The organism is Fulvivirga lutea (assembly GCF_017068455.1).
In the GTDB taxonomy this organism is placed as follows: domain Bacteria; phylum Bacteroidota; class Bacteroidia; order Cytophagales; family Cyclobacteriaceae; genus Fulvivirga; species Fulvivirga lutea.
The window spans coordinates 2,313,300-2,331,986 of record NZ_CP070608.1 but is presented as its reverse complement, the minus strand read 5'-3'; the positions used below and the strand labels follow the sequence as shown (position 1 = coordinate 2,331,986).

Annotated in this window: 20 protein-coding genes; 17 read left to right on the top strand and 3 right to left on the bottom strand. The window is 38.1% G+C overall.

Translation table 11 applies throughout. The features are described 5' to 3' along the window. Window positions 1–140 precede the first annotated feature (140 nt). The 3 genes from JR347_RS10550 (at window position 141) to JR347_RS10540 (ending at window position 2,638) form a co-directional block, all read left to right on the top strand. Entirely contained in the window at window positions 141–635 is a 495-nt protein-coding gene (locus tag JR347_RS10550; RefSeq protein WP_205720568.1) for a GNAT family N-acetyltransferase, read from the top strand. Window positions 636–1,184: 549 nt separating this feature from the next. Next, on the top strand, window positions 1,185–1,772 hold the full coding sequence (locus JR347_RS10545; RefSeq protein ID WP_205720567.1) for a hypothetical protein: 588 nt from the start codon (window positions 1,185–1,187) through the stop codon (window positions 1,770–1,772). Window positions 1,773–1,921: 149 nt separating this feature from the next. Further along, the gene (locus JR347_RS10540; RefSeq protein WP_205720566.1) at window positions 1,922–2,638 is read left to right on the top strand and encodes a porin family protein; all 717 of its coding nucleotides are present in this window, start codon (window positions 1,922–1,924) and stop codon (window positions 2,636–2,638) included. A 133-nt stretch (window positions 2,639–2,771) separates the two neighbouring features. Here the strand turns inward: JR347_RS10540 and JR347_RS10535 are convergent, their stop codons facing one another. From JR347_RS10535 to fdhD, 3 genes are all read right to left on the bottom strand, one after another. Continuing rightward, a complete protein-coding gene (locus tag JR347_RS10535; RefSeq protein ID WP_205720565.1) occupies window positions 2,772–5,042 on the bottom strand; it encodes an FdhF/YdeP family oxidoreductase in 2,271 nt (756 codons plus the stop codon). Between the two features lie 149 nt (window positions 5,043–5,191). Continuing rightward, window positions 5,192–5,548 (bottom strand): DUF7009 family protein, encoded by a 357-nt coding sequence (locus tag JR347_RS10530; protein WP_205720564.1) that lies wholly within the window; start codon window positions 5,546–5,548, stop codon window positions 5,192–5,194. Window positions 5,549–5,611: 63 nt separating this feature from the next. Then, the gene (gene fdhD / locus JR347_RS10525; RefSeq protein ID WP_205720563.1) at window positions 5,612–6,463 is read right to left on the bottom strand and encodes a formate dehydrogenase accessory sulfurtransferase FdhD; all 852 of its coding nucleotides are present in this window, start codon (window positions 6,461–6,463) and stop codon (window positions 5,612–5,614) included. Between the two features lie 112 nt (window positions 6,464–6,575). On the opposite strand from fdhD, the gene JR347_RS10520 reads away from it, so the two are divergent. The 14 genes from JR347_RS10520 (at window position 6,576) to JR347_RS10455 (ending at window position 18,632) form a co-directional block, all read left to right on the top strand. Continuing rightward, entirely contained in the window at window positions 6,576–7,451 is an 876-nt protein-coding gene (locus tag JR347_RS10520; RefSeq protein ID WP_205720562.1) for a MerR family transcriptional regulator, read from the top strand. Between the two features lie 117 nt (window positions 7,452–7,568). Beyond that, entirely contained in the window at window positions 7,569–8,075 is a 507-nt protein-coding gene (locus tag JR347_RS10515) for an RNA polymerase sigma factor (RefSeq protein WP_205720561.1), read from the top strand. A gap of 5 nt (window positions 8,076–8,080) precedes the next feature. Next, complete coding sequence (locus tag JR347_RS10510; RefSeq protein ID WP_205720560.1) at window positions 8,081–9,553, top strand: phytoene desaturase family protein; 1,473 nt, start codon at window positions 8,081–8,083, stop codon at window positions 9,551–9,553. Beyond that, on the top strand, window positions 9,550–10,386 hold the full coding sequence (locus tag JR347_RS10505) for a phytoene/squalene synthase family protein (RefSeq protein WP_205720559.1): 837 nt from the start codon (window positions 9,550–9,552) through the stop codon (window positions 10,384–10,386). The genes JR347_RS10510 and JR347_RS10505 overlap by 4 nt, the downstream gene beginning before the upstream one ends. Window positions 10,387–10,390: 4 nt before the next feature. Then, entirely contained in the window at window positions 10,391–10,912 is a 522-nt protein-coding gene (idi, locus tag JR347_RS10500; RefSeq protein ID WP_205720558.1) for an isopentenyl-diphosphate Delta-isomerase, read from the top strand. A 47-nt stretch (window positions 10,913–10,959) separates the two neighbouring features. Further along, window positions 10,960–11,133 carry a DUF6435 family protein gene (locus JR347_RS10495; RefSeq protein WP_205720557.1) on the top strand — a complete coding sequence of 58 codons (174 nt, stop codon included), beginning with the start codon at window positions 10,960–10,962 and terminating at the stop codon, window positions 11,131–11,133. Beyond that, entirely contained in the window at window positions 11,130–12,437 is a 1,308-nt protein-coding gene (locus tag JR347_RS10490; RefSeq protein WP_205720556.1) for a cryptochrome/photolyase family protein, read from the top strand. The genes JR347_RS10495 and JR347_RS10490 overlap by 4 nt, the downstream gene beginning before the upstream one ends. Next, complete coding sequence (locus tag JR347_RS10485; RefSeq protein ID WP_205720555.1) at window positions 12,434–13,891, top strand: SDR family oxidoreductase; 1,458 nt, start codon at window positions 12,434–12,436, stop codon at window positions 13,889–13,891. Before JR347_RS10490 ends, JR347_RS10485 begins: the two co-directional genes overlap by 4 nt. Window positions 13,892–13,922: 31 nt before the next feature. Beyond that, window positions 13,923–14,333, top strand: a complete 411-nt coding sequence (locus JR347_RS10480; protein ID WP_205720554.1) for a hypothetical protein — start codon at window positions 13,923–13,925, stop codon at window positions 14,331–14,333. 34 nt (window positions 14,334–14,367) lie between these two features. Beyond that, window positions 14,368–14,826 (top strand): SRPBCC family protein, encoded by a 459-nt coding sequence (locus tag JR347_RS10475; protein WP_205720553.1) that lies wholly within the window; start codon window positions 14,368–14,370, stop codon window positions 14,824–14,826. Between the two features lies 1 nt (window position 14,827). Beyond that, entirely contained in the window at window positions 14,828–15,316 is a 489-nt protein-coding gene (locus JR347_RS10470; RefSeq protein ID WP_235689637.1) for a sterol desaturase family protein, read from the top strand. A gap of 59 nt (window positions 15,317–15,375) precedes the next feature. Then, window positions 15,376–16,845, top strand: coding sequence for a 1-hydroxycarotenoid 3,4-desaturase CrtD (gene crtD / locus JR347_RS10465; protein ID WP_205720552.1), 1,470 nt, complete (start codon window positions 15,376–15,378; stop codon window positions 16,843–16,845). Further along, the gene (locus tag JR347_RS10460) at window positions 16,838–17,500 is read left to right on the top strand and encodes a carotenoid biosynthesis protein (RefSeq protein WP_205720551.1); all 663 of its coding nucleotides are present in this window, start codon (window positions 16,838–16,840) and stop codon (window positions 17,498–17,500) included. Before crtD ends, JR347_RS10460 begins: the two co-directional genes overlap by 8 nt. After that, on the top strand, window positions 17,481–18,632 hold the full coding sequence (locus JR347_RS10455) for a lycopene cyclase family protein (RefSeq protein ID WP_205720550.1): 1,152 nt from the start codon (window positions 17,481–17,483) through the stop codon (window positions 18,630–18,632). The genes JR347_RS10460 and JR347_RS10455 overlap by 20 nt, the downstream gene beginning before the upstream one ends. Window positions 18,633–18,687 lie beyond the last annotated feature (55 nt).

Genomic DNA, 18,687 nt, shown 5'->3' with positions numbered 1-18,687 from the left:
TACTATTTTTATTTCGTCATTGCGAAGGAGTCTAGCGACTGAAGCAATCTTTGATTTGAAGACTCCCACACCGCTAACTAGCAGTTCACCCACCTGACAATGAGATGCCGGATCAGGTCAGGCATGACAACTAAAATAGAATGTCATTGCCGGCTTGCTCCGCAATCCCTTTTTTAACTACTTTAGCCAAAAAAGATTTGAACCTAACCTTCAGAAAAGCACTTACATCAGACATGGGTTATCTCCTTAAATTGAGGGAGGATACCATGAATACTCACCTGGCAAAAGCTGGTTTTGAATTAAGTGCAGAAAATCACCGTAAAGGGTTAGAGTATGAATTCGAAAATGCTCAAATCATTCTGCTTGATGGCAAACAAATCGGCATGCTGAAGAGCCGAGAGTATGTAGATTATTTTGAAATCATCCAGATTCAAATTACTCCTGAATTGCAAGGTAAAGGTATTGGAAAACAGGTGGTACAAACTGTTATTTCAAAAGCATTCTCGTTGGGTAAAAACGTGCAATTGAGTGTGCTTAAGAATAACCCGGCCCAACGCCTTTATAATAACCTGGGCTTTAAAATTAAAGATGAATACAAACATTCGTTCATCATGCAGGTAACTATGCCAGATTAATTAGAGTAACTCAATAATAATCTTCATTCCGTATCTGCCTAATGGCGGAGGAGAAATCTTATCCAGTGAAACAAGTAGTTCATCTTTCTTTATGGCAAAGATTCCTCCATTTCATTGCGGAATGACGTGCTATTTTTATTTCGTCATTGCGAAGGAGTTTAGCGACTGAAGCAATCTTTAATTTGGAGACTCCCACACCGCCAACTAGCAGTTCACCCACCTGACAATGAGATGCCGGATCAGGTCCGGCATGACAACTAAAATAGAATGTCTCTGCAGGCTTAATCCACAATCTCCCAACTCACTCCTCCTCTAGCCCAAAAGCCTCCAATTTCATTTGTTAGCTAAACCATTAGTTGTCAACTGGTTAAATATTTGTTACTTCACTTCAACTCTATTTTATAATAATACCAAGACAAAATTTAATACATTAGTCCTCGATATTAAATATAACAGCACTTATTGTCCAATTATTGAAAGGTCTTAGGTTGTAACGCATATTAGCGTGTTAGTTGAATGTCCCCTTCATTAATTGCAAAGAGACATTATATGGTAAATAAGATACTTACAATTTTCATTATCTATAGCTTAATAGTTACAATTCAAGCTTGTTGTGATTGTTCTGAACCTGTTGAGCCATTTTTTGATTATAAGTCTGTTAAATTAATATTTGAAGAAGTAATAGAATCAGATGAAGCATTTAATATCATAATAAGGCCAGATTCAACTTTTTGGCTTTCGGATAATTGTTCGAAAATAGGGCAATCTTTACTTATGAATTCTGCATTTGCGTGTAGTTGCGATAACAACGGAGAAATTGAAAAGTTTAAAATAACTGAAATCAAAATAATTCCTGATTCTATTTTTAGTGAATCAATTCCTATGAATAGCTCAATAACGAGTCTATTCGAAATATCAACATATGAATATGCTTCAAGCACCGGACAGGAATATTTCCCTTTGGATCAAATGAGTATCTATAGAACATTTAACTACCCAAGAATTGATAGTGGTATAAAAATAAGGACCAATAACAGACCCGTTGACAATAAGCGTAAATATAGCTTTCGAATTGAAATTATTCGAGATAACCAAACAGTAATTGAAGGTCGAATATCAAATATAATGTGGAAATAAATGAGTTGAAAACGTGCTATGACTGAAATTGATTTTATCTATCGAGGTATTTTCATTTGGGATAGAAATTCCAACACAAATAAAGATTTCAAACAACTATATTCCCATGAGCGAGAAGGAAGGCTAGTGTTTTCTAATTCATATTTATAATGCTAGTTGTAGTAAACATTGTGAAGATTATGAACCGATTAATTATAATTTCAGTAGTCATAACATTGGGAACATTGGATGAGCTAATGGCCCAAAAAAGAATGCTAGTAAAATATGAAATAGGTGTAGCTCACACGAATTACGAATTAGTAAACCCTCAAAATAATGTTAGAATTTCAGACAATAACCATGCATTCCACGGTATAAGTGCATCATACGAAGTGAAACATAACTTCCATCTTGAAACAGGTTTGTACAGTAAGTATTACGGGGCTGATTTCTATTCAAATTCTCCAGACACGACTAACTTAATTATTGGAATTAATAAAATTCAAATCCCTTTACGAATAATTTATAGGAATAATATTTTATCAGACAGATTATATTTTACACTAGTAGTAGGGAGCTCCATTTTAATTAATCATTCTCAAAGTGGATTCATATTTTCATCAACTAATGAGTTTAAAACAATCGGAGATGAGCCGAAAAAATCTTTTGGATTGGTTGAATTAGGTTTAGGAATAGATTATGAAATTTTCAATAACTTTTCGCTAGGATTCTATATACGATCATTCTATGGGTTAAATCAAAACATCAATATACAATACGATAATATTAATTCTGATAATACAATAACAAATTATGACATTAACTCCAATGGGGATTTCCAAGCATATATGCTGGCTGTGGGATATAAATTTGGAAAAAGGAAATAAGTATACTTTAACAGCATTAACTAAGCACAATCATGGGATAAATTCTAATTTGAAATTGATTTTGCACAACAAACCTAGGTCTTAGCGGATAGGAAAGCAGAGCTAAAAGTCTGATTTCTTTGAACATTAACCGCTACATCACCCTCACCACCACACTCTTACTTATAGGCGTTTGGCTAGTATGAGCAAACTTATTGTAAGGTATTAGCACATTGGCTTCGGGAAAATAGGTGCCCAGGCACTTTCTGGGGATGTTATACGGCACTACTAAAAACTTTTTAGCCACTCGCTCTACACCATCATAATTACTGGTCAGGTTTACTTCCTGTAGCTTCTTCAGTCCGGCCACTTCCATATCATCGGGGTTCATGAGTACTACCCTGCGCTCATTGTAAATGCCACGGTAACGGTCGTGCAGGCCGTAAATAGTGGTATTGTACTGGTCGTGGCTGCGAATGGTCATCATAATGTACTCGCCCTCTTGTAGTTTGTGGTCAGGCAAATTGTTAATGGTAAAATTGGCCTTTTCGGTGTTGGTTTTAAAGTCCCCCACTCTGGCACCATTGGGCAGGTAAAAGCCACCGGGCTTTCGTACACGGGCATTGTAATCATCAAATCCAGGAATGGTCTTTTCTATTACCTCACGGATGTTATCGTAATCATTTACCAACTCATCCCAATTGGTTTTAGAGTTCTTCAACGTGGCTTTGGCCAGCTCAGCCACAATCTTAGGCTCACTTAATAGGGTATCAGAAGCAGGTGTTTTATTACCATTGGATTGGTGCACTACCCCTGTGGAGTTTTCTACCGTTACAAACTGTTTTTTGCCGTTTTGCACATCGCGTTCAGTACGGCCTAAACAAGGTAAGATCAAAGCAGTTTTGCCATGTATCAAGTGGCTGCGGTTTAATTTGGTAGATACGTGCACTGTCATGTCGCATTGCTGCAGGGCTTTGGCGGTGAGTTCGGTATCCGGTGTGGCAGAAATAAAATTGCCGCCCATGGCAAAAAAGAATTTGGCTTTGCCCTCTTTCATCGCTCCAATTGCCTCCACCACATCGTAACCTGTTTTGGTGGGTGGCTCAAAATCAAAAACCTCTTTCAGCTTTTGCCCAAACTCAGGTTTTAACTTCTCCCAAATGCCTACGGTTCTATCTCCCTGCACGTTGCTGTGTCCTCTAACCGGGCACGTTCCTGCCCCGGGCTTGCCGATGCTGCCTTTCAGCAGCAGGAGGTTAACAACCTCACGGATGTTATCGACAGCATTTTTATGCTGAGTCAAACCCATGGCCCAACAAGCGATAATTTTCTTTTTGGAAGCCAGCAATGCCACGGCCTCCTCAATATCTTTTTTGTCTACACTAGTTTCTGCAATCAGTTCATCCACATCATATTGCTGCAGATCGGTAAGAAAATCCTCGAAACCAGCAGTTTTGTCTTTAATAAACGCTTGATCGAATACGGTTCCCGGATTTTCATTCTCCTTATCCAACAGCATTTTCATAATGGCCTTTAGCAAGGGCACATCGCCATTTACTCTTACTTGTAAAAATATATCGGTGAGCTGCGTGGCCTCGCCTATTAAATCTCCCGGGTTTTGCGGATGTCTGAAACCGTTCAGTCCAGCTTCAGAAAGTGGATTCACTGTGATGATTTTCGCACCATTGCGTTTGGCTTCTTGCAAAGCAGTCAGCATTCTTGGATGATTGGTGCCGGGGTTTTGCCCCAAAATCATAATCACTTCTGTATTATAAAAATCGTCCAGCGTTACGGAGCCTTTGCCAATGCCTACCGTCTCAGTGAGTGCTGAGCCGCTGCTCTCATGGCACATATTGGAGCAATCGGGCAGGTTATTCGTACCAAACTGGCGCACAAACAATTGATATAAAAAGGCCGCTTCATTGCTCGTTCGTCCTGATGTGTAAAAGATGGCTTCATCCGGTGAGCTTAATTGATTCAGCTGATTGCCAATAGTTGCAAAGGCATCATTCCATGAAATGGGTTCATAATGTGTAGCACCCGGTTTTAAAATCATAGGATCCGTTATGCGCCCACTCTTCCCTAGCTCATAATCTGACCAGCTGGCCATTTCCTCCACAGAATACTTTTTAAAGAATTTAGCATCCACTCGCTCAGTAGTTGCTTCTTCAGCCACAGCCTTGGCGCCATTCTCACAAAACTCAACAACCGCTCGCTTTTGGTCAGGATCGGGCCACGCACAACCTGGGCAATCAAATCCATCCATCTGATTCACACGCAGCATTACTTTGGTGCCTTCCACTACACCCACCTCACCATATACATGCTTCATAGAAGAAACTACGGCAGATAAACCGCCTGCCTCTTTCTTTGGCTCTTTCAATTTAATTCCTGTATGCTCTTCCGGTGGTTGTGCTTTGCTCATGGTATTAATTCAAAGTTCAAAATTGTAAGTTCGATATTCGTCATTCACCAATCTGGTATTGTGTTGGTGTTGGTCTTGTTCTAAGTTCTAGGTTCAAAGTTCTTTAGTCAACTAACAACTTAGAACTTTAAACTTAGAACTATCAACTATCAAGCCCTCGGATTAACGTAAAGGTCAGATTCATCCTCCTTCCTCGGCACCAGGCACTGAAAATCCTTTTCTACCAATACCTCTAGTTTCTGCTTACCAAATTTTACAATGGCATCGAAACCAACCTGCACAGTTGTTGTCCATTGAGTTTTTATGGATTCAGGTACACCTATTCGAATCACATTCATTTCAAACGTGGCTGTTACATTTTTTTTATCGGTAGACTCCAGCAAATAGGTAAGCGAAGTATCACCAAATTCGGTATGTTCTTTTACCAACCCGTTCTGCGCAAACGTATCCACTTCGGTCTTACTCAAACGCAATCGCAATGTATTTCCCTGAATTCTTAATTTCATTTCCTGTCAGTTTAAAGTTCTAAGTTCTAAGTTCTTAGGTTCAATTACAATGTTGATAGTACATCAACTTTTAACTTTCAACTTAGAGCTTTGAACTCTTTGCGCCCCAGTGTAAACATTAAAACTATTATTTCTTACAAACCCCAGCAATGTGAGATTCGATTTTTCAGCTAAATCAACAGCAAGGCTAGATGGAGCGCCCACAGCTGCCATGATTGGAATACCGGCCATTACTGATTTTTGAACTAATTCAAAACTTGCCCGGCCGCTCACTAAAACAAAATGTTCTGACGAATCTATTCCTGCATTGAGTGCCGCACCTACCAACTTATCAAAGGCATTGTGCCTGCCTATATCTTCTCGTAATAAAATTAACTTACCAGAAGAGTCGAATAAACCTACGGCATGCAAGCCGCCCGTGTGCTCAAAAACATTTTGTGCTTCTCTCAATACATTCGGTGATGCGTGAATGATATGTTCATCAATAATTAAATCTGAGACCAAAGGCGCACATTTTTGATGTATCGATTCAATAGAAGCTTTGCCGCAAACTCCACAGCTCGAGGTGGTATAAAAATTTCTCTCCAACCCTTCCAGCTCAATATTCGCATCTGGTTTGAGTTCTACACGAACCACATTACCTTCTTCCTCCGGCTTTACCTGTTGGCAATGTTTAATGCTCACTACATCTTTAGGCTGAATTAAACCTTCGGTAAATAAAAATCCCAATGCCAGCTCAAAATCGTGACCGGGCGTGCGCATTGTTACTGCTACTTTCTTCTCCTTTCGCAGTGTGTCGCCAAAACCAACTCTAATTTCCAGAGGTTCTTCAACGGCCAATAAATCAGGCTTTTCAATAGAAAGACCATTCTTTACTTTAGAAATTGTTGCGTTTGTAACAGCCAGATTTCGCATAGTTAAAATTACCAAATAAGGCCGAAGAATAAATGGTTTATGAGAGGTTCTTAAATTTTCATAACATTGTGAGTATCTATTTGTTATACTGAATAAGTTAGCAAAGAAGCGCATGGGAAAGTATTCAATTAAAGAGCTTGAGGCTCTTACAGGCATTAAGGCTCATACCATAAGAATATGGGAGAAGCGCCATAATTTAATTCAGCCTCAACGTACTTCTACAAACATTCGCCTCTACAGCGATGAGGATTTAAAGCAGATATTGAATGTATCCATTTTGTACAATCAGGGGTACAAAATTTCAAAAATCGCTAACCTCTCTCAGCCGGAATTATTAGACAAGGTAACAGAGCTCACCAACGAACAGCAGCCTGAGCATGAATTGTTTATCGATCAATTCACCATTAGTATGGTGGAAATGGATGAATCTAAGTTTCACCGAATGCTCTCTCAGGCAATTATTAAGTTTGGCTTTGAAAACACGATGAATGACATCATATACCCATTTTTGAGAAAAATAGGCATATTGTGGCTATCCAATAATATTAATCCAGCGCAAGAACACTTTATCTCCAACCTTATCAGGCAAAAAATTATTGTGGCCATAGACGGGTTAGATCATGATCATACAGAAAAAAACCAGACTGCATTATTATTTCTACCTGAAAATGAAATGCACGAAATCGGCTTACTATTCTTCCATTACCTGGTAAAGAAAAAAGGATACAAAACGTATTATCTGGGCCAAAATGTACCCTTACCCGATTTAAAGAAATCTGTTGAGAAAGTAAAAGCTGATATTTTGATAAGTGCCATTTCGTATGTTGGCGATGAAAAAGAATTAGAAAAATACCTGGCAGTACTTCACGAAACATTTAGCGATAAGAAAATACTTATTGCCGGCAAACCTTTAATAGATCGTAAAAATATTCTTCCAGAATCTATTCAAACCTTCCGAAACCCCGAAGAATTAAATTCTTTGCTGTAAATCTTACATAATAGATATTTTCTGTTTAATGATAGACGAATATTATTAAACAAAATATTGCATAAGTCAATCATCTTAGTATATTTGTTTAACGTTTTAACAAAAACATTAAACATTATGACTGCTGTAGAATTCAATCACCAAATTGCCTCACTCAAAAGCACCCTTGAGTTATTTACCAGACGATTCACTACTGACAAAATGGAATCTGAGGATTTAGTGCAGGATACTGTATTAAAGGCATTAACCTATCGCGATAAGTTTAAAGCCAATACAAATTTGAAAGGATGGCTTTTTACTATCATGCGTAATACATTCATTAATAAGTATAGAAAGGCACAACGAGCTAAAACTACTACTGATGATACTCCTGAGTTGTATTATCTGAATGTAGCTGACAATTACACATTTAACACACCTGACGGCACATACGAATACAAGGACATTCAAAGATGTGTAAATGAAGTGAAGGAAGATTTACTCGTGCCATTTCAAATGCACACAGAAGGTTTCAAATACCACGAGATAGCCGAGGAGTTAGATATTCCGATCGGTACTGTGAAGAATAGAATCTTTCATGCAAGAAAAGAAATACAGAAAAAATTAGTAGCTTATTCGCGATAAGCACTATGAAGAAAAAAATAGCAGTTATTGGTTCAGGTTTCGCTGGATTATCAGCCGCAAGTTTCCTGGCCAAAGGTGGCTGTGAAGTCACCATATATGAAAAAAATGAGACCATCGGTGGAAGAGCCAGAAAGTTTTCTGCCGATGGTTTTACTTTTGATATGGGCCCAAGTTGGTATTGGATGCCCGATGTTTTTGAATCGTTTTTTCAAGAGTTCGGTCACAAAGTAGAAGACTTTTACAGGCTTGAACGCCTAGACCCCTCCTATCAGGTTTTTTTCGAAGATAAAATAGGTGTAGACATTCCCGCTTCTATGGACGAAATGTATCGCCTTTTCGATTCTATTGAATCTGGTAGCAGTGCCAGACTCAAACAATTTTTAGAAGAGGCAGCCTACAAATATGAAGTAGGCATTAATGATCTTGTTTACAAACCAGGTAGGTCTATTACTGAGTTTCTGGATGTACGATTAGCCATAGGAGTGTTTAAACTTCACGTATTTCAGTCCATCTCCAAATACATTAGAAAATACTTTTCGCACCCTAAACTGATACAGCTATTGGAATTCCCTGTGCTGTTTCTTGGTGCCAAGCCTCAGGATACTCCCGCACTTTATAGCCTAATGAATTATGCCGACATAAGCTTGGGTACCTGGTACCCTCAAGGCGGAATGAATAAAATTGTGGAAGGCATGGAGAAGGTGGCAATAGAACAAGGTGTAACAATTAAAACTTCAACAACCGTTGGAAAAATTGAAGTTGAGAATGGTGCAGTTAAAGGGATTGTCGTAAACGGCAGGTTAGAAGAATATGATTATGTGGTAGGTGGCGCTGACTATCATCATGTGGAGCAAAATCTGCTTGAGCCCAAATATCGTAAGTATGATGAAAAGTATTGGGACTCAAGAGCTATGGCACCTTCAAGTTTGATCTTTTATTTAGGTATTGACAAAGAGCTGGAGAAGCTCAGACATCATAATTTATTTTTCGATGAGTCATTCGACACCCATGCAGAAGAAATTTACGATGAACCGCAATGGCCTTCTAAGCCACTATTTTATGTGTGCTGCCCTTCAAAGACAGATGAAACTGTAGCACCCAAGGGTAAAGAGAATATTTTCATTCTCATTCCAGTAGCTCCTGATCTAAAAGATACAGAAGAAGAAAGAAAAAAATATTACAGCATGGTGATGGATCGGATGGAGCGCCTCACGGGCCAATCGATCAGGGAACATGTTGTATATCAGCGTAGTTACGCTCATAAAGATTTTATTAATGACTACAATAGTTTTAAAGGAAATGCATACGGTTTGGCTAATACTCTTAAACAAACTGCCATATTAAAGCCTTCTATTGTAAACAAAAAGGTAAAAAGATTGTATTATACAGGTCAGCTCACTGTTCCGGGTCCGGGGGTTCCGCCTTCGCTCATTTCAGGTCAGGTGACTGCTAAAGAAATATTAAAATCGATAGAATGAAAGAATTATTCGACAACGTGTCTATCCGAAGCAGCCGAATGGTTACCAGAGCTTACAGCACTTCCTTTTCACTAGGAATAAGCTGTCTGGATAAAGAGCTCAGAGACCCTATTTGCGCTATTTATGGCTTTGTTCGGTTTGCTGATGAAATTGTAGATACGTTCCACGATTTTAATAAGGCAGAATTGCTTGAGCGTTTTAAAGGGGAAACTCACTTGGCAATCAAAGAAGGTATCAGCCTCAACCCTATTCTTAATAGCTTTCAGCATGCTGTTAATGATTACAACATCAACCTAGAGTTGATCGATCAGTTTTTGTATAGCATGGAAATGGATCTCACTAAAGTTGAGCATTCACAAAGCTCTTATGAAGAATACATTCTGGGTTCTGCAGAAGTGGTAGGCCTCATGTGCCTCAAAGTATTTTGCTATGGCGATCAGGCTGAGTACGATAAATTAAGACCGTATGCCATGAAATTAGGCTCTGCTTTCCAAAAAATTAACTTTCTAAGAGATTTGAATGATGATTTTCTTGAGATGGGAAGAACCTACTTCCCAGGTGTTTCTTTGGTGCATTTTGATGAAGTAGAGAAAAAAGAAATAGAGAAAGATATTGAACAGGATTTCCAACAGGGTCTCGAAGGAATTAAAAAACTCCCTAAGTCATCCCGCTTTGGAGTGTACCTTGCCTATGTCTATTACTATGCGCTGTTTAAGAAAATTAAAAACACGCATGCATCAAGAGTATTACACAAACGTATTAGAATACCCAACCCCAGAAAGTTTTCGTTATTATTTTACACATATTTGAGACACAGGTTAAACATCATCTAGCACTATGGAAGAGGTAGTATTGGTAAATCCGAAAGACGATGAAGTTGGCACTATGGAAAAAATGGAAGCCCACCTAAATGGTGTTCTTCATAGAGCATTTTCTGTATTGGTGTACAATAGCGAAGGCCAGATGCTGCTTCAAAAAAGAGCGCAGTCCAAATACCATTCTGGTGGTTTATGGACCAACGCATGTTGCTCCCACCCAAAACCTGGAGAAGATAATGCGGCCGCTGCTAAAAGAAGGCTCATCGAAGAATTGGGCATAAATGCCGATCCGGAATACCTTTACAAATTTATCTACAAAGCAAAACTGGATAACAACCTTACAGAGCATGAGTATGATCATGTATTTACCTGCATTACCGATCAGCAACCACATTTAAACAAAGCGGAAGCTGAAGACTACAAGTATGTAGATATGAAAGAGCTTTTTGAAAATATTGATGCCAACCCTGACGAATACACGTTTTGGTTCAGGATGATTGCAGAGAACTTAAAAAACCGCTCCGAAATACCTGCAAATTAAAACCTTCCCACTTCGCTGGTGTTATTGTTTTAAATACTAACTAACTTATGTTTAATTTATTTAAGACCGATCCGGCAAAGAAATTGAGAAAGCAAGCAAATAAGCTTTATAAGGAAGCCATGGAAATTCAACGTTCAGGAGATTTGAAGCTTTATGCTAAAAAAATGAGCGAAGTAGAAGAGCTGGAAGCCAAAATAGCTGAATTGAAAAAAAGTGCATGAGTAAGCCAAAGCTTTCTATTTTCTGGTTCAGGCGCGATCTACGGCTGGATGATAACATCGGATTATACAACGCTTTAAAAGGAGATCATCCTGTACTACCCCTTTTTATTTTTGATTCGGAAATTCTAGACAAACTGGAAGACAAAGATGATGCGCGCGTGCACTTCATCCATTCTGAAATTTCCGATATTAATGACCAATTAAGGTCAAAAAACAGTGGCCTTTTGGTAAAACATGGCAACCCTTTATCCATCTGGAAATCACTAATTGATCAGTATGATATTCAGGCCATTTACGCCAACAGGGATTACGAACCCTATGCCCGATCAAGAGACAAAGAACTCTTTACTTTGCTGGATAGCAAGGGCATTAAATTTCATTCTTTTAAAGATCATGTGATATTTGAAAAAAATGAAGTGGTTAAGGAGGATGGTGATCCCTATGTGGTGTTTACCCCCTACTCCAAATTGTGGTTAAAAACTCTCACTTCAGCACATTTAGAATCAGTAACATCGGCTTTACAGTTCGAAAATTTTTATGAAGGTGATATTCCTTCTATCCCTTCTCTTAATGATATAGGTTTTCAAGAAAGTAACATTCCCATACCTGATAAAACAGTTAAAGAATCTATTCTCGCTAATTATGGACAAGACAGGGATTATCCTGATAAAAATGGAACCTCACGACTAGGAATTCATTTACGGTTTGGAACCATAAGCATCAGGAAGCTGGCTCAAAAGGCCCGTGAGAAAAGCAGCACTTATTTGAATGAACTCATCTGGCGCGAGTTTTACCAAATGATTTTGTGGCATTTTCCCAAAGTGGTCGATAACAATTTCAAATCAAAGTACGATCGTGTGCACTGGCGTAACGATGAAAAAGAATTTGAAGCATGGTGTGAAGGTAAAACAGGTTATCCCATTGTAGATGCGGGTATGAGAGAATTAAACCAAACAGGCCATATGCATAACAGAGTGCGTATGATAGTAGCCAGTTTCTTAACCAAGCATCTGTTAATCGATTGGAAATGGGGCGAAGCTTACTTTGCCAGAAAACTGCTGGACTACGAGTTAGCTTCCAATAATGGCGGCTGGCAGTGGGCTGCCGGAACCGGCACCGATGCACAACCCTATTTTAGAATCTTTAACCCGGAATCGCAGACTAAAAAGTTTGATCCTGAGTTAAAATATATTAAAAAATGGGTTCCTGAATTTCAGGAGCTGTCTTATCCAAAACCTATTGTAGATCATAAATTTGCCAGAGAACGCTGCCTCGATACATTTAAAGAAGCACTCGGAAAATGAATATTTTACTCACAGGCTCAACTGGTTACATTGGCAGGCGATTGTTGCCTGTACTTGTGAACGATGGTCATCATGTAATCTGTTTGGTCAGAGATAAAAGGCGTTTCGACTGGGAAGATTTTGATGAACATTTTCTCAAAAGTGTTACTGTTGTAGAGGCAGATTTACAGGACAAAAAGTCGCTACAGAAAATTACCATGCCAATTGATGCGGCCTATTATATGGTGCATTCACTTAGTAATTCTTATGCCAGCTTTTCAGCATTGGAACAGGAAACTGCACAAAACTTTGCCGATCTATTAAAGAATACTAACGCCAAACAGATCATTTACCTAAGCGGGATTTCTAATGATGCGGAACTATCCGAACACCTGCAATCACGAAAAGATGTAGAAGAAGTGCTTAAAAGCTCGGGAGTACCTGTAACGGTACTTAGGGCTGCAATTATTATTGGTTCAGGCAGTGCATCTTTTGAAATCATTCGGGATTTAGTTGAAAAACTACCCGTGATGATTGCCCCTAAATGGCTAAAAAGTAAATGTCAGCCTTTGGCTATTCGAAATGTAATAGAGTACTTAATGGGCGTATTGTTTAATGAAAAAACTTACGACCAGACCTATGACATAGGTGGGCCTGATATATTAACCTACAAAGAGATGCTACTACAGTTTGCTGCAGTGCGTAAACTCAGAAGGTATATTATCTCTGTTCCAGTGTTATCACCGAGGCTCTCCTCGCTGTGGCTCTATTTTGTGACTTCCACTTCTTATACCCTTGGCAGAAACCTTGTAGATAGCATGCGACATGATGTGGTAGTTAAGAATGGGAATATCAATGATGTTATAAAAATTGACCTAATCAATTATCAAGAGGCTCTAAAACTGGCGTTCAGCAAAATCAACCAGAAAAATGTGGTTTCCAGTTGGAAAGATGCCATCCAGAATGATAAAATGGACAAGAATTTCCTTGATTTTATTGACGTGCCTTCCCACGGTTGCTTCCACGATATTCGAAGGGTAATATTCACTGAAGACCCAGATAAAGTGAGAAAGAACATCTGGGAAATTGGTGGTGACAGAGGCTGGTATTTTGGCAACTGGATGTGGAAAATCAGAGGATATATGGACTTATTGGTTGGTGGTGTTGGTCTTCGTAGAGGAAGAAGAAGTCCTAATGATTTAAAACCGGGTGATTCACTAGACTTCTGGCGTGTACTCCTCGCTGATGAAAATCAAAAAAGGCTACTTTTATATGCTGAAATGCGATTGCCGGGTGAAGCATGGTTAGAGTTTAGAATAAGAAATGAGAACGGACAAAATATATTATTCCAAAAAGCCACATTTCGTCCTTTAGGCTTGTGGGGCAGACTGTATTGGTACCTCGTTCTTCCCTTCCACTTCCTTATTTTTCCTATGATGGCGAGGAATATTATAAGGTATAAGGGTAATAATTGACATTAATTAAAATGTATAGTTATTTTCACCTATGCGAAAATACCTCTTTGCGCTAATTGCCATTTGTTCGTGCATCAATTTCACTTCGTGCGTATTAGATGAAATTAATCAAACTGTAATTTACAATGGTCGAACAGAAATTATTGAAATAACTTATGACGAGACTCTTCAAGACTCTTCAGTAGTTTTCGGTAAGGTAATTTCAGCAGTTGACAATTCAACCCCAGAATTTAATGCAAGAATCTGGACTGAAAAAGATGTTTTCGAAACCGATTCAGATTTAAATGGCCTTTTTGAATTAAAACTTCCGTCTGGCAAGTATGATATAAAATGCAAAAACAGATATGCAAATAGTGATTTTACTGAAGAGATAATTGATATTGAATTGAAGCCAAACGAAAAGTTAGAGGTGAATTTTTATTTAGGTGTAAAAGCGGAATAATAAACCAACTCGAGATTACATTGTTATTTCAACAATGAAAGTTTACACTTTAAAGACAAAGCAGTTTTTACCCATCTCAATATCTGAGGCGTGGGACTTTTTCTCATCACCGAGAAATCTGAAGGACATTACACCTTCGCACATGAGGTTTGACATAAAGTACATTTCAGGAAGTGAAAAAATGTATGCAGGTCAGATTATAAGATATAAATTACAACCTGTGCCTGGCGTTCCAGTTTCATGGACAACAGAAATAACACATGTCAATGAACCTCACTTTTTTGTAGATGAGCAGCGCTTTGGCCCTTATTCCCTTTGGCATCATCAGCATCGGTTTAAAGAGGTAGATGGCGGTGTGGAAATGGAAGATGAAGTAAATTATGCCATACCATTAGGTTGGTTAGGCCAGTTAGCCAACTGGCTCTTTGTGGGCAAAAAGGTAAAGGCTATCTTTGACTATCGTTTTAAGGTGCTAGAAGAAAGATTTAATTAAAATGGACTGGATTACGATTATCATTTGTGCGGTAATAACAATAGGCACTTTCTTATTCATGGAAGGAGTAGCATGGTTTACTCACAAGTATATTATGCATGGATTCTTGTGGAGCTGGCATCGTTCACACCACAAAAAGCATAACCATACGTTAGAAAGAAACGACCTTTTTGCTCTTGTATTCAGTATACCAAGTATTCTTTTATTATACTTCTCACTAGGCATTAATCCATACCTTACTGCTGCCGGAATAGGCATCTTTCTTTATGGGTTATTCTACTTTATATTTCATGATGTTATTGTGCATCAAAGAATAAAATGGCGTCCAAAAAACAGAAGCAGTTATCTGAACCGAATGATAAAAGCCCACTACATACACCACATCGTACGGACGAAAGAAGATGCTGAGGCTTTTGGGTTTTTATATGCTCCGAAGAAATTCGAAAAGAGGGAAATAAAACCTTCAGCACTCGAAGGGGAAACTCACTAATCTCGACTTACACAAACATTTAACTCATCTGGTGGTTTTATCTATGAACAAAATCTTAGATGAAATCAGCACTAATTATAGGCTCAGGCATTGCAGGACTTGCATCGGCTTTACGACTGAAAAAAGCAGGCTTTTCTGTTAAAGTCTTTGAAGCAGCCAATCATGCCGGAGGCAAATTACATGCTTTTCAGTTAGGTGATTTTCGTTTCGATATGGGGCCATCATTATTCACGATGCCTCATTTAGTTGATGAGTTGTTTCTACTCTTTGATAAGAATCCAAAAGACTATTTTAACTACATAAAAAAAGAAACGGTTTGCAATTACTTCTGGGAAGATGGCACCCGATTCTCAGTTCCAGCCAGCGAAGATGAGTTTGTTCAAAAGGCATCAGATCAATTTAACGTTGAAGAGAACAGAATTAAAAAGTACTTAGCTCGCAATAAGGAAAAATATGACTTAACGGCTGATATCTTTCTGAACAAATCATTACACAAATGGAGTACATATTTATCGTTTACAACGCTAAAATCATTATCCCAAGCCTATAAACTCCATTTGAATGATACTCTCAATGGAGTTAACAAGAAGTATTTTGATAACCGCTATCTCGTTCAGCTTTTTAACAGGTACGCTACTTACAACGGTTCATCCCCTTTTAAAACTCCCGGTATCATGTCAATGATTCCGCATCTGGAAATGTTTTATGGCACGTTTCTGCCCAAAGGAGGAATGCATCAGATTTCACAGAGCTTGTATCAACTTGCCGTGGAGCAAAATATTGAATTTCATTTCAATGAGCCTGTCAATGAAATCATTACAGAAGCCTCTAAAGCCAAAGGCATTAAAACTAAAAAGGGAGATTACTTTGCCGACATTGTTGTTAGCAATACCGATGTATTTACTGCCTACAGCAAACTACTTAAGTCCAATAAAAAGCCTGCCAGAATATTAAACCAGGAGCGATCCAGCTCTGCCGTAATTTTCTATTGGGGCATTAGAAAAACATTCCAAGATCTAGATCTGCATAATATTCTATTTAGCGATAATTATAAAGAAGAGTTCAACGCTCTTTTTAACGATAAGACCTTATATAACGACCCAACGGTTTACATAAATATCACTTCCAAGCAAGAGAAAAAAGATGCCCCTGAAGGTTGTGAAAACTGGTTTGTTATGGTTAATGCCCCGGGAAATTTTGGTCAAAATTGGGATACATTAATAGCAGAGCTCAGAAAAAACCTAATTAACAAAATTAACAGGATACTTAAATGCAGCATAGAAGATCATATTGTTGTAGAAGAAATTTTGGACCCAAGAAAAATTGAGACAAAGACAGCCTCGCACTTAGGGTCATTATATGGCACATCTAGTAATTCCAAATTTTCGGCATTCTTAAGGCACTCTAATTTCTCGAAAGATTATAAAAACCTGTACTTCTGCGGGGGCTCAGTTCATCCTGGTGGCGGCATTCCTTTATGCCTGTTATCTGCCAAAATAGCTACAGAAAATATTACTGCTCATGATTGATTACATTCTCCATCGGTCAAAATATGTTACGCCAAAAGCACTGGTATTGGCTTTTGTATGGATAGTGCATTTGGCCGGAATAATAGGCATTACCTTAGGTTATCAAGAATGGTTCATCAGTAAAACTAACTTCAACCTCATTCTGCTATGCATTTTAAGTGTAGTCTATTTTCCTGTTGACAACTTAAAAGTACTATTGGGTCTATTTTTAATGTTTACCATCGGATTCTTCTCAGAGTGGTTGGGGGTAAATTACGGACTTATTTTTGGGGACTATCATTATGGTAATAATTTAGGGATAAAAGTTGGAGGCGTTCCGCTGCTTATTGGAATGAATTGGGCTTTACTAACGATTATAACTGGTGCATTAGCCCAAAAGATATTCACCAATAAATTGCTGAGAGTGATTACTGCAACACTTTTAATGCTTGTATTGGACGTATTTCTGGAAAATTCTGCCCCTATATTTGACTTCTGGTACTGGCATTTGGGATATCCACCATTACAAAATTACATTGGGTGGTTTGCAGTGGCATTAATTCTACAAGTCATCTATCTGAAATTGAGAATTAAAGGTGATTCCACATTTTCTTTACATCTTTATGCCGCACAACTAATTTTCTTTGTTTACTTCTATGGGTTCTACCATTTATGATTATGCTATAATAGGTGCAGGCGCAGCAGGTTTTCAGCTAGCTTTATCTCTCAGCAAGGATGCCTATTTTAAAGATCATAAAATACTTGTTATTGAAAAGGAAGACCATAGAACCAATGACAAAACCTGGTGTTTTTGGGAGAAAGGCGAAGGCAAATGGCAAGATATTATAACCAAAAGTTGGAATAATTGTCAGGTAATTGCATCGGACCAAAAAACTGAAGTTAGCCTTGGCGAGTATTCTTACAAAATGATCGAGGCCATCAACTTCTATAATTTTGCTAAAAAAGAACTAGAAGGTGTTTCTAATATAGCATTTGTTAATGCATCTGTTGAAAGAATAAGTTGTCACGATACGGTTGAGATAATAACTGATGACCAAACATTTCTAGCAAAGCATATTTTTGATAGTAGAATTAATGATGCTTTTTTTAATGAAAATGACGGGAGCATTAGAATTCTTCAGCACTTCAGAGGCTGGTTAATTAAAACCGAAAATGAGGTTTTTAATGACCATGCGTTCACCATGATGGATTTTAGTGTTAGATGGCCGGAAACTACAAGCTTCATGTATGTTTTGCCAATCTCTAAAAATGAAGCCCTCATTGAATACACCTTCTTTTCATCCACACTGGCTAACGATGAGGATTATGATAAAATGATTCGGCATTATATTGAAGATATATTAGGTGTAGGAAATTATGATGTAAGAAATATTGAAACCGGTGTTATTCCGATGAGTAACTACCCGTTTCATAAACACAATACAGAGCAAATAACGAAAATAGGAACAGCAGGAGGTTGGGTTAGACCTTCGTCAGGGTATTCATTTAAAAATGCTGAAAAGGCCTGCCAGCTAATTCTCGAAAATATTAAGAACAATAAGTTGCCTTCTCAAGGCATTTTTAAAAAGCGCTTTGCCTTCTATGATTCTATTTTTCTAAAGGTTTTAGAAGATCATAACTATCTGGGAGAAAAAATATTTCATGATATGTACTTCAAGAATGATATAGAAAAAATATTGAAGTTTCTCGATCAGGATTCCACCTTACTGGAAGAATTGAAAATTATTAGCAGCTTTGAAAAAGGTCCTTTCTCCAAGGCAATGATTCAAATACTACTATCAAGATAAGGATAAGTCACCCGCAGAGTCCAAAATCATCAATCAAGTAAATAACATAAGGCAC

Bases quoted from the DNA above. Each gene is read 5' to 3' on its own strand.
- JR347_RS10455 (WP_205720550.1), top strand. From the start codon at position 17,481: ATGGGTTCTACCATTTATGATTATGCTATAATAGGTGCAGGCGCAGCA.
- JR347_RS10480 (WP_205720554.1), top strand. From the start codon at position 13,923: ATGCGAAAATACCTCTTTGCGCTAATTGCCATTTGTTCGTGCATCAAT.
- JR347_RS10530 (WP_205720564.1), bottom strand. From the start codon at position 5,548: ATGAAATTAAGAATTCAGGGAAATACATTGCGATTGCGTTTGAGTAAG.
- fdhD (WP_205720563.1), bottom strand. From the start codon at position 6,463: ATGCGAAATCTGGCTGTTACAAACGCAACAATTTCTAAAGTAAAGAAT.
- crtD (WP_205720552.1), top strand. From the start codon at position 15,376: ATGAAATCAGCACTAATTATAGGCTCAGGCATTGCAGGACTTGCATCG.
- JR347_RS10510 (WP_205720560.1), top strand. From the start codon at position 8,081: ATGAAGAAAAAAATAGCAGTTATTGGTTCAGGTTTCGCTGGATTATCA.
- JR347_RS10495 (WP_205720557.1), top strand. From the start codon at position 10,960: ATGTTTAATTTATTTAAGACCGATCCGGCAAAGAAATTGAGAAAGCAA.
- JR347_RS10515 (WP_205720561.1), top strand. From the start codon at position 7,569: ATGACTGCTGTAGAATTCAATCACCAAATTGCCTCACTCAAAAGCACC.
- idi (WP_205720558.1), top strand. From the start codon at position 10,391: ATGGAAGAGGTAGTATTGGTAAATCCGAAAGACGATGAAGTTGGCACT.
- JR347_RS10470 (WP_235689637.1), top strand. From the start codon at position 14,828: ATGGACTGGATTACGATTATCATTTGTGCGGTAATAACAATAGGCACT.
- JR347_RS10535 (WP_205720565.1), bottom strand. From the start codon at position 5,042: ATGAGCAAAGCACAACCACCGGAAGAGCATACAGGAATTAAATTGAAA.
- JR347_RS10475 (WP_205720553.1), top strand. From the start codon at position 14,368: ATGAAAGTTTACACTTTAAAGACAAAGCAGTTTTTACCCATCTCAATA.
- JR347_RS10485 (WP_205720555.1), top strand. From the start codon at position 12,434: ATGAATATTTTACTCACAGGCTCAACTGGTTACATTGGCAGGCGATTG.
- JR347_RS10505 (WP_205720559.1), top strand. From the start codon at position 9,550: ATGAAAGAATTATTCGACAACGTGTCTATCCGAAGCAGCCGAATGGTT.
- JR347_RS10490 (WP_205720556.1), top strand. From the start codon at position 11,130: ATGAGTAAGCCAAAGCTTTCTATTTTCTGGTTCAGGCGCGATCTACGG.
- JR347_RS10520 (WP_205720562.1), top strand. From the start codon at position 6,576: ATGGGAAAGTATTCAATTAAAGAGCTTGAGGCTCTTACAGGCATTAAG.
- JR347_RS10460 (WP_205720551.1), top strand. From the start codon at position 16,838: ATGATTGATTACATTCTCCATCGGTCAAAATATGTTACGCCAAAAGCA.
- JR347_RS10550 (WP_205720568.1), top strand. From the start codon at position 141: ATGTCATTGCCGGCTTGCTCCGCAATCCCTTTTTTAACTACTTTAGCC.
- JR347_RS10540 (WP_205720566.1), top strand. From the start codon at position 1,922: ATGCTAGTTGTAGTAAACATTGTGAAGATTATGAACCGATTAATTATA.
- JR347_RS10545 (WP_205720567.1), top strand. From the start codon at position 1,185: ATGGTAAATAAGATACTTACAATTTTCATTATCTATAGCTTAATAGTT.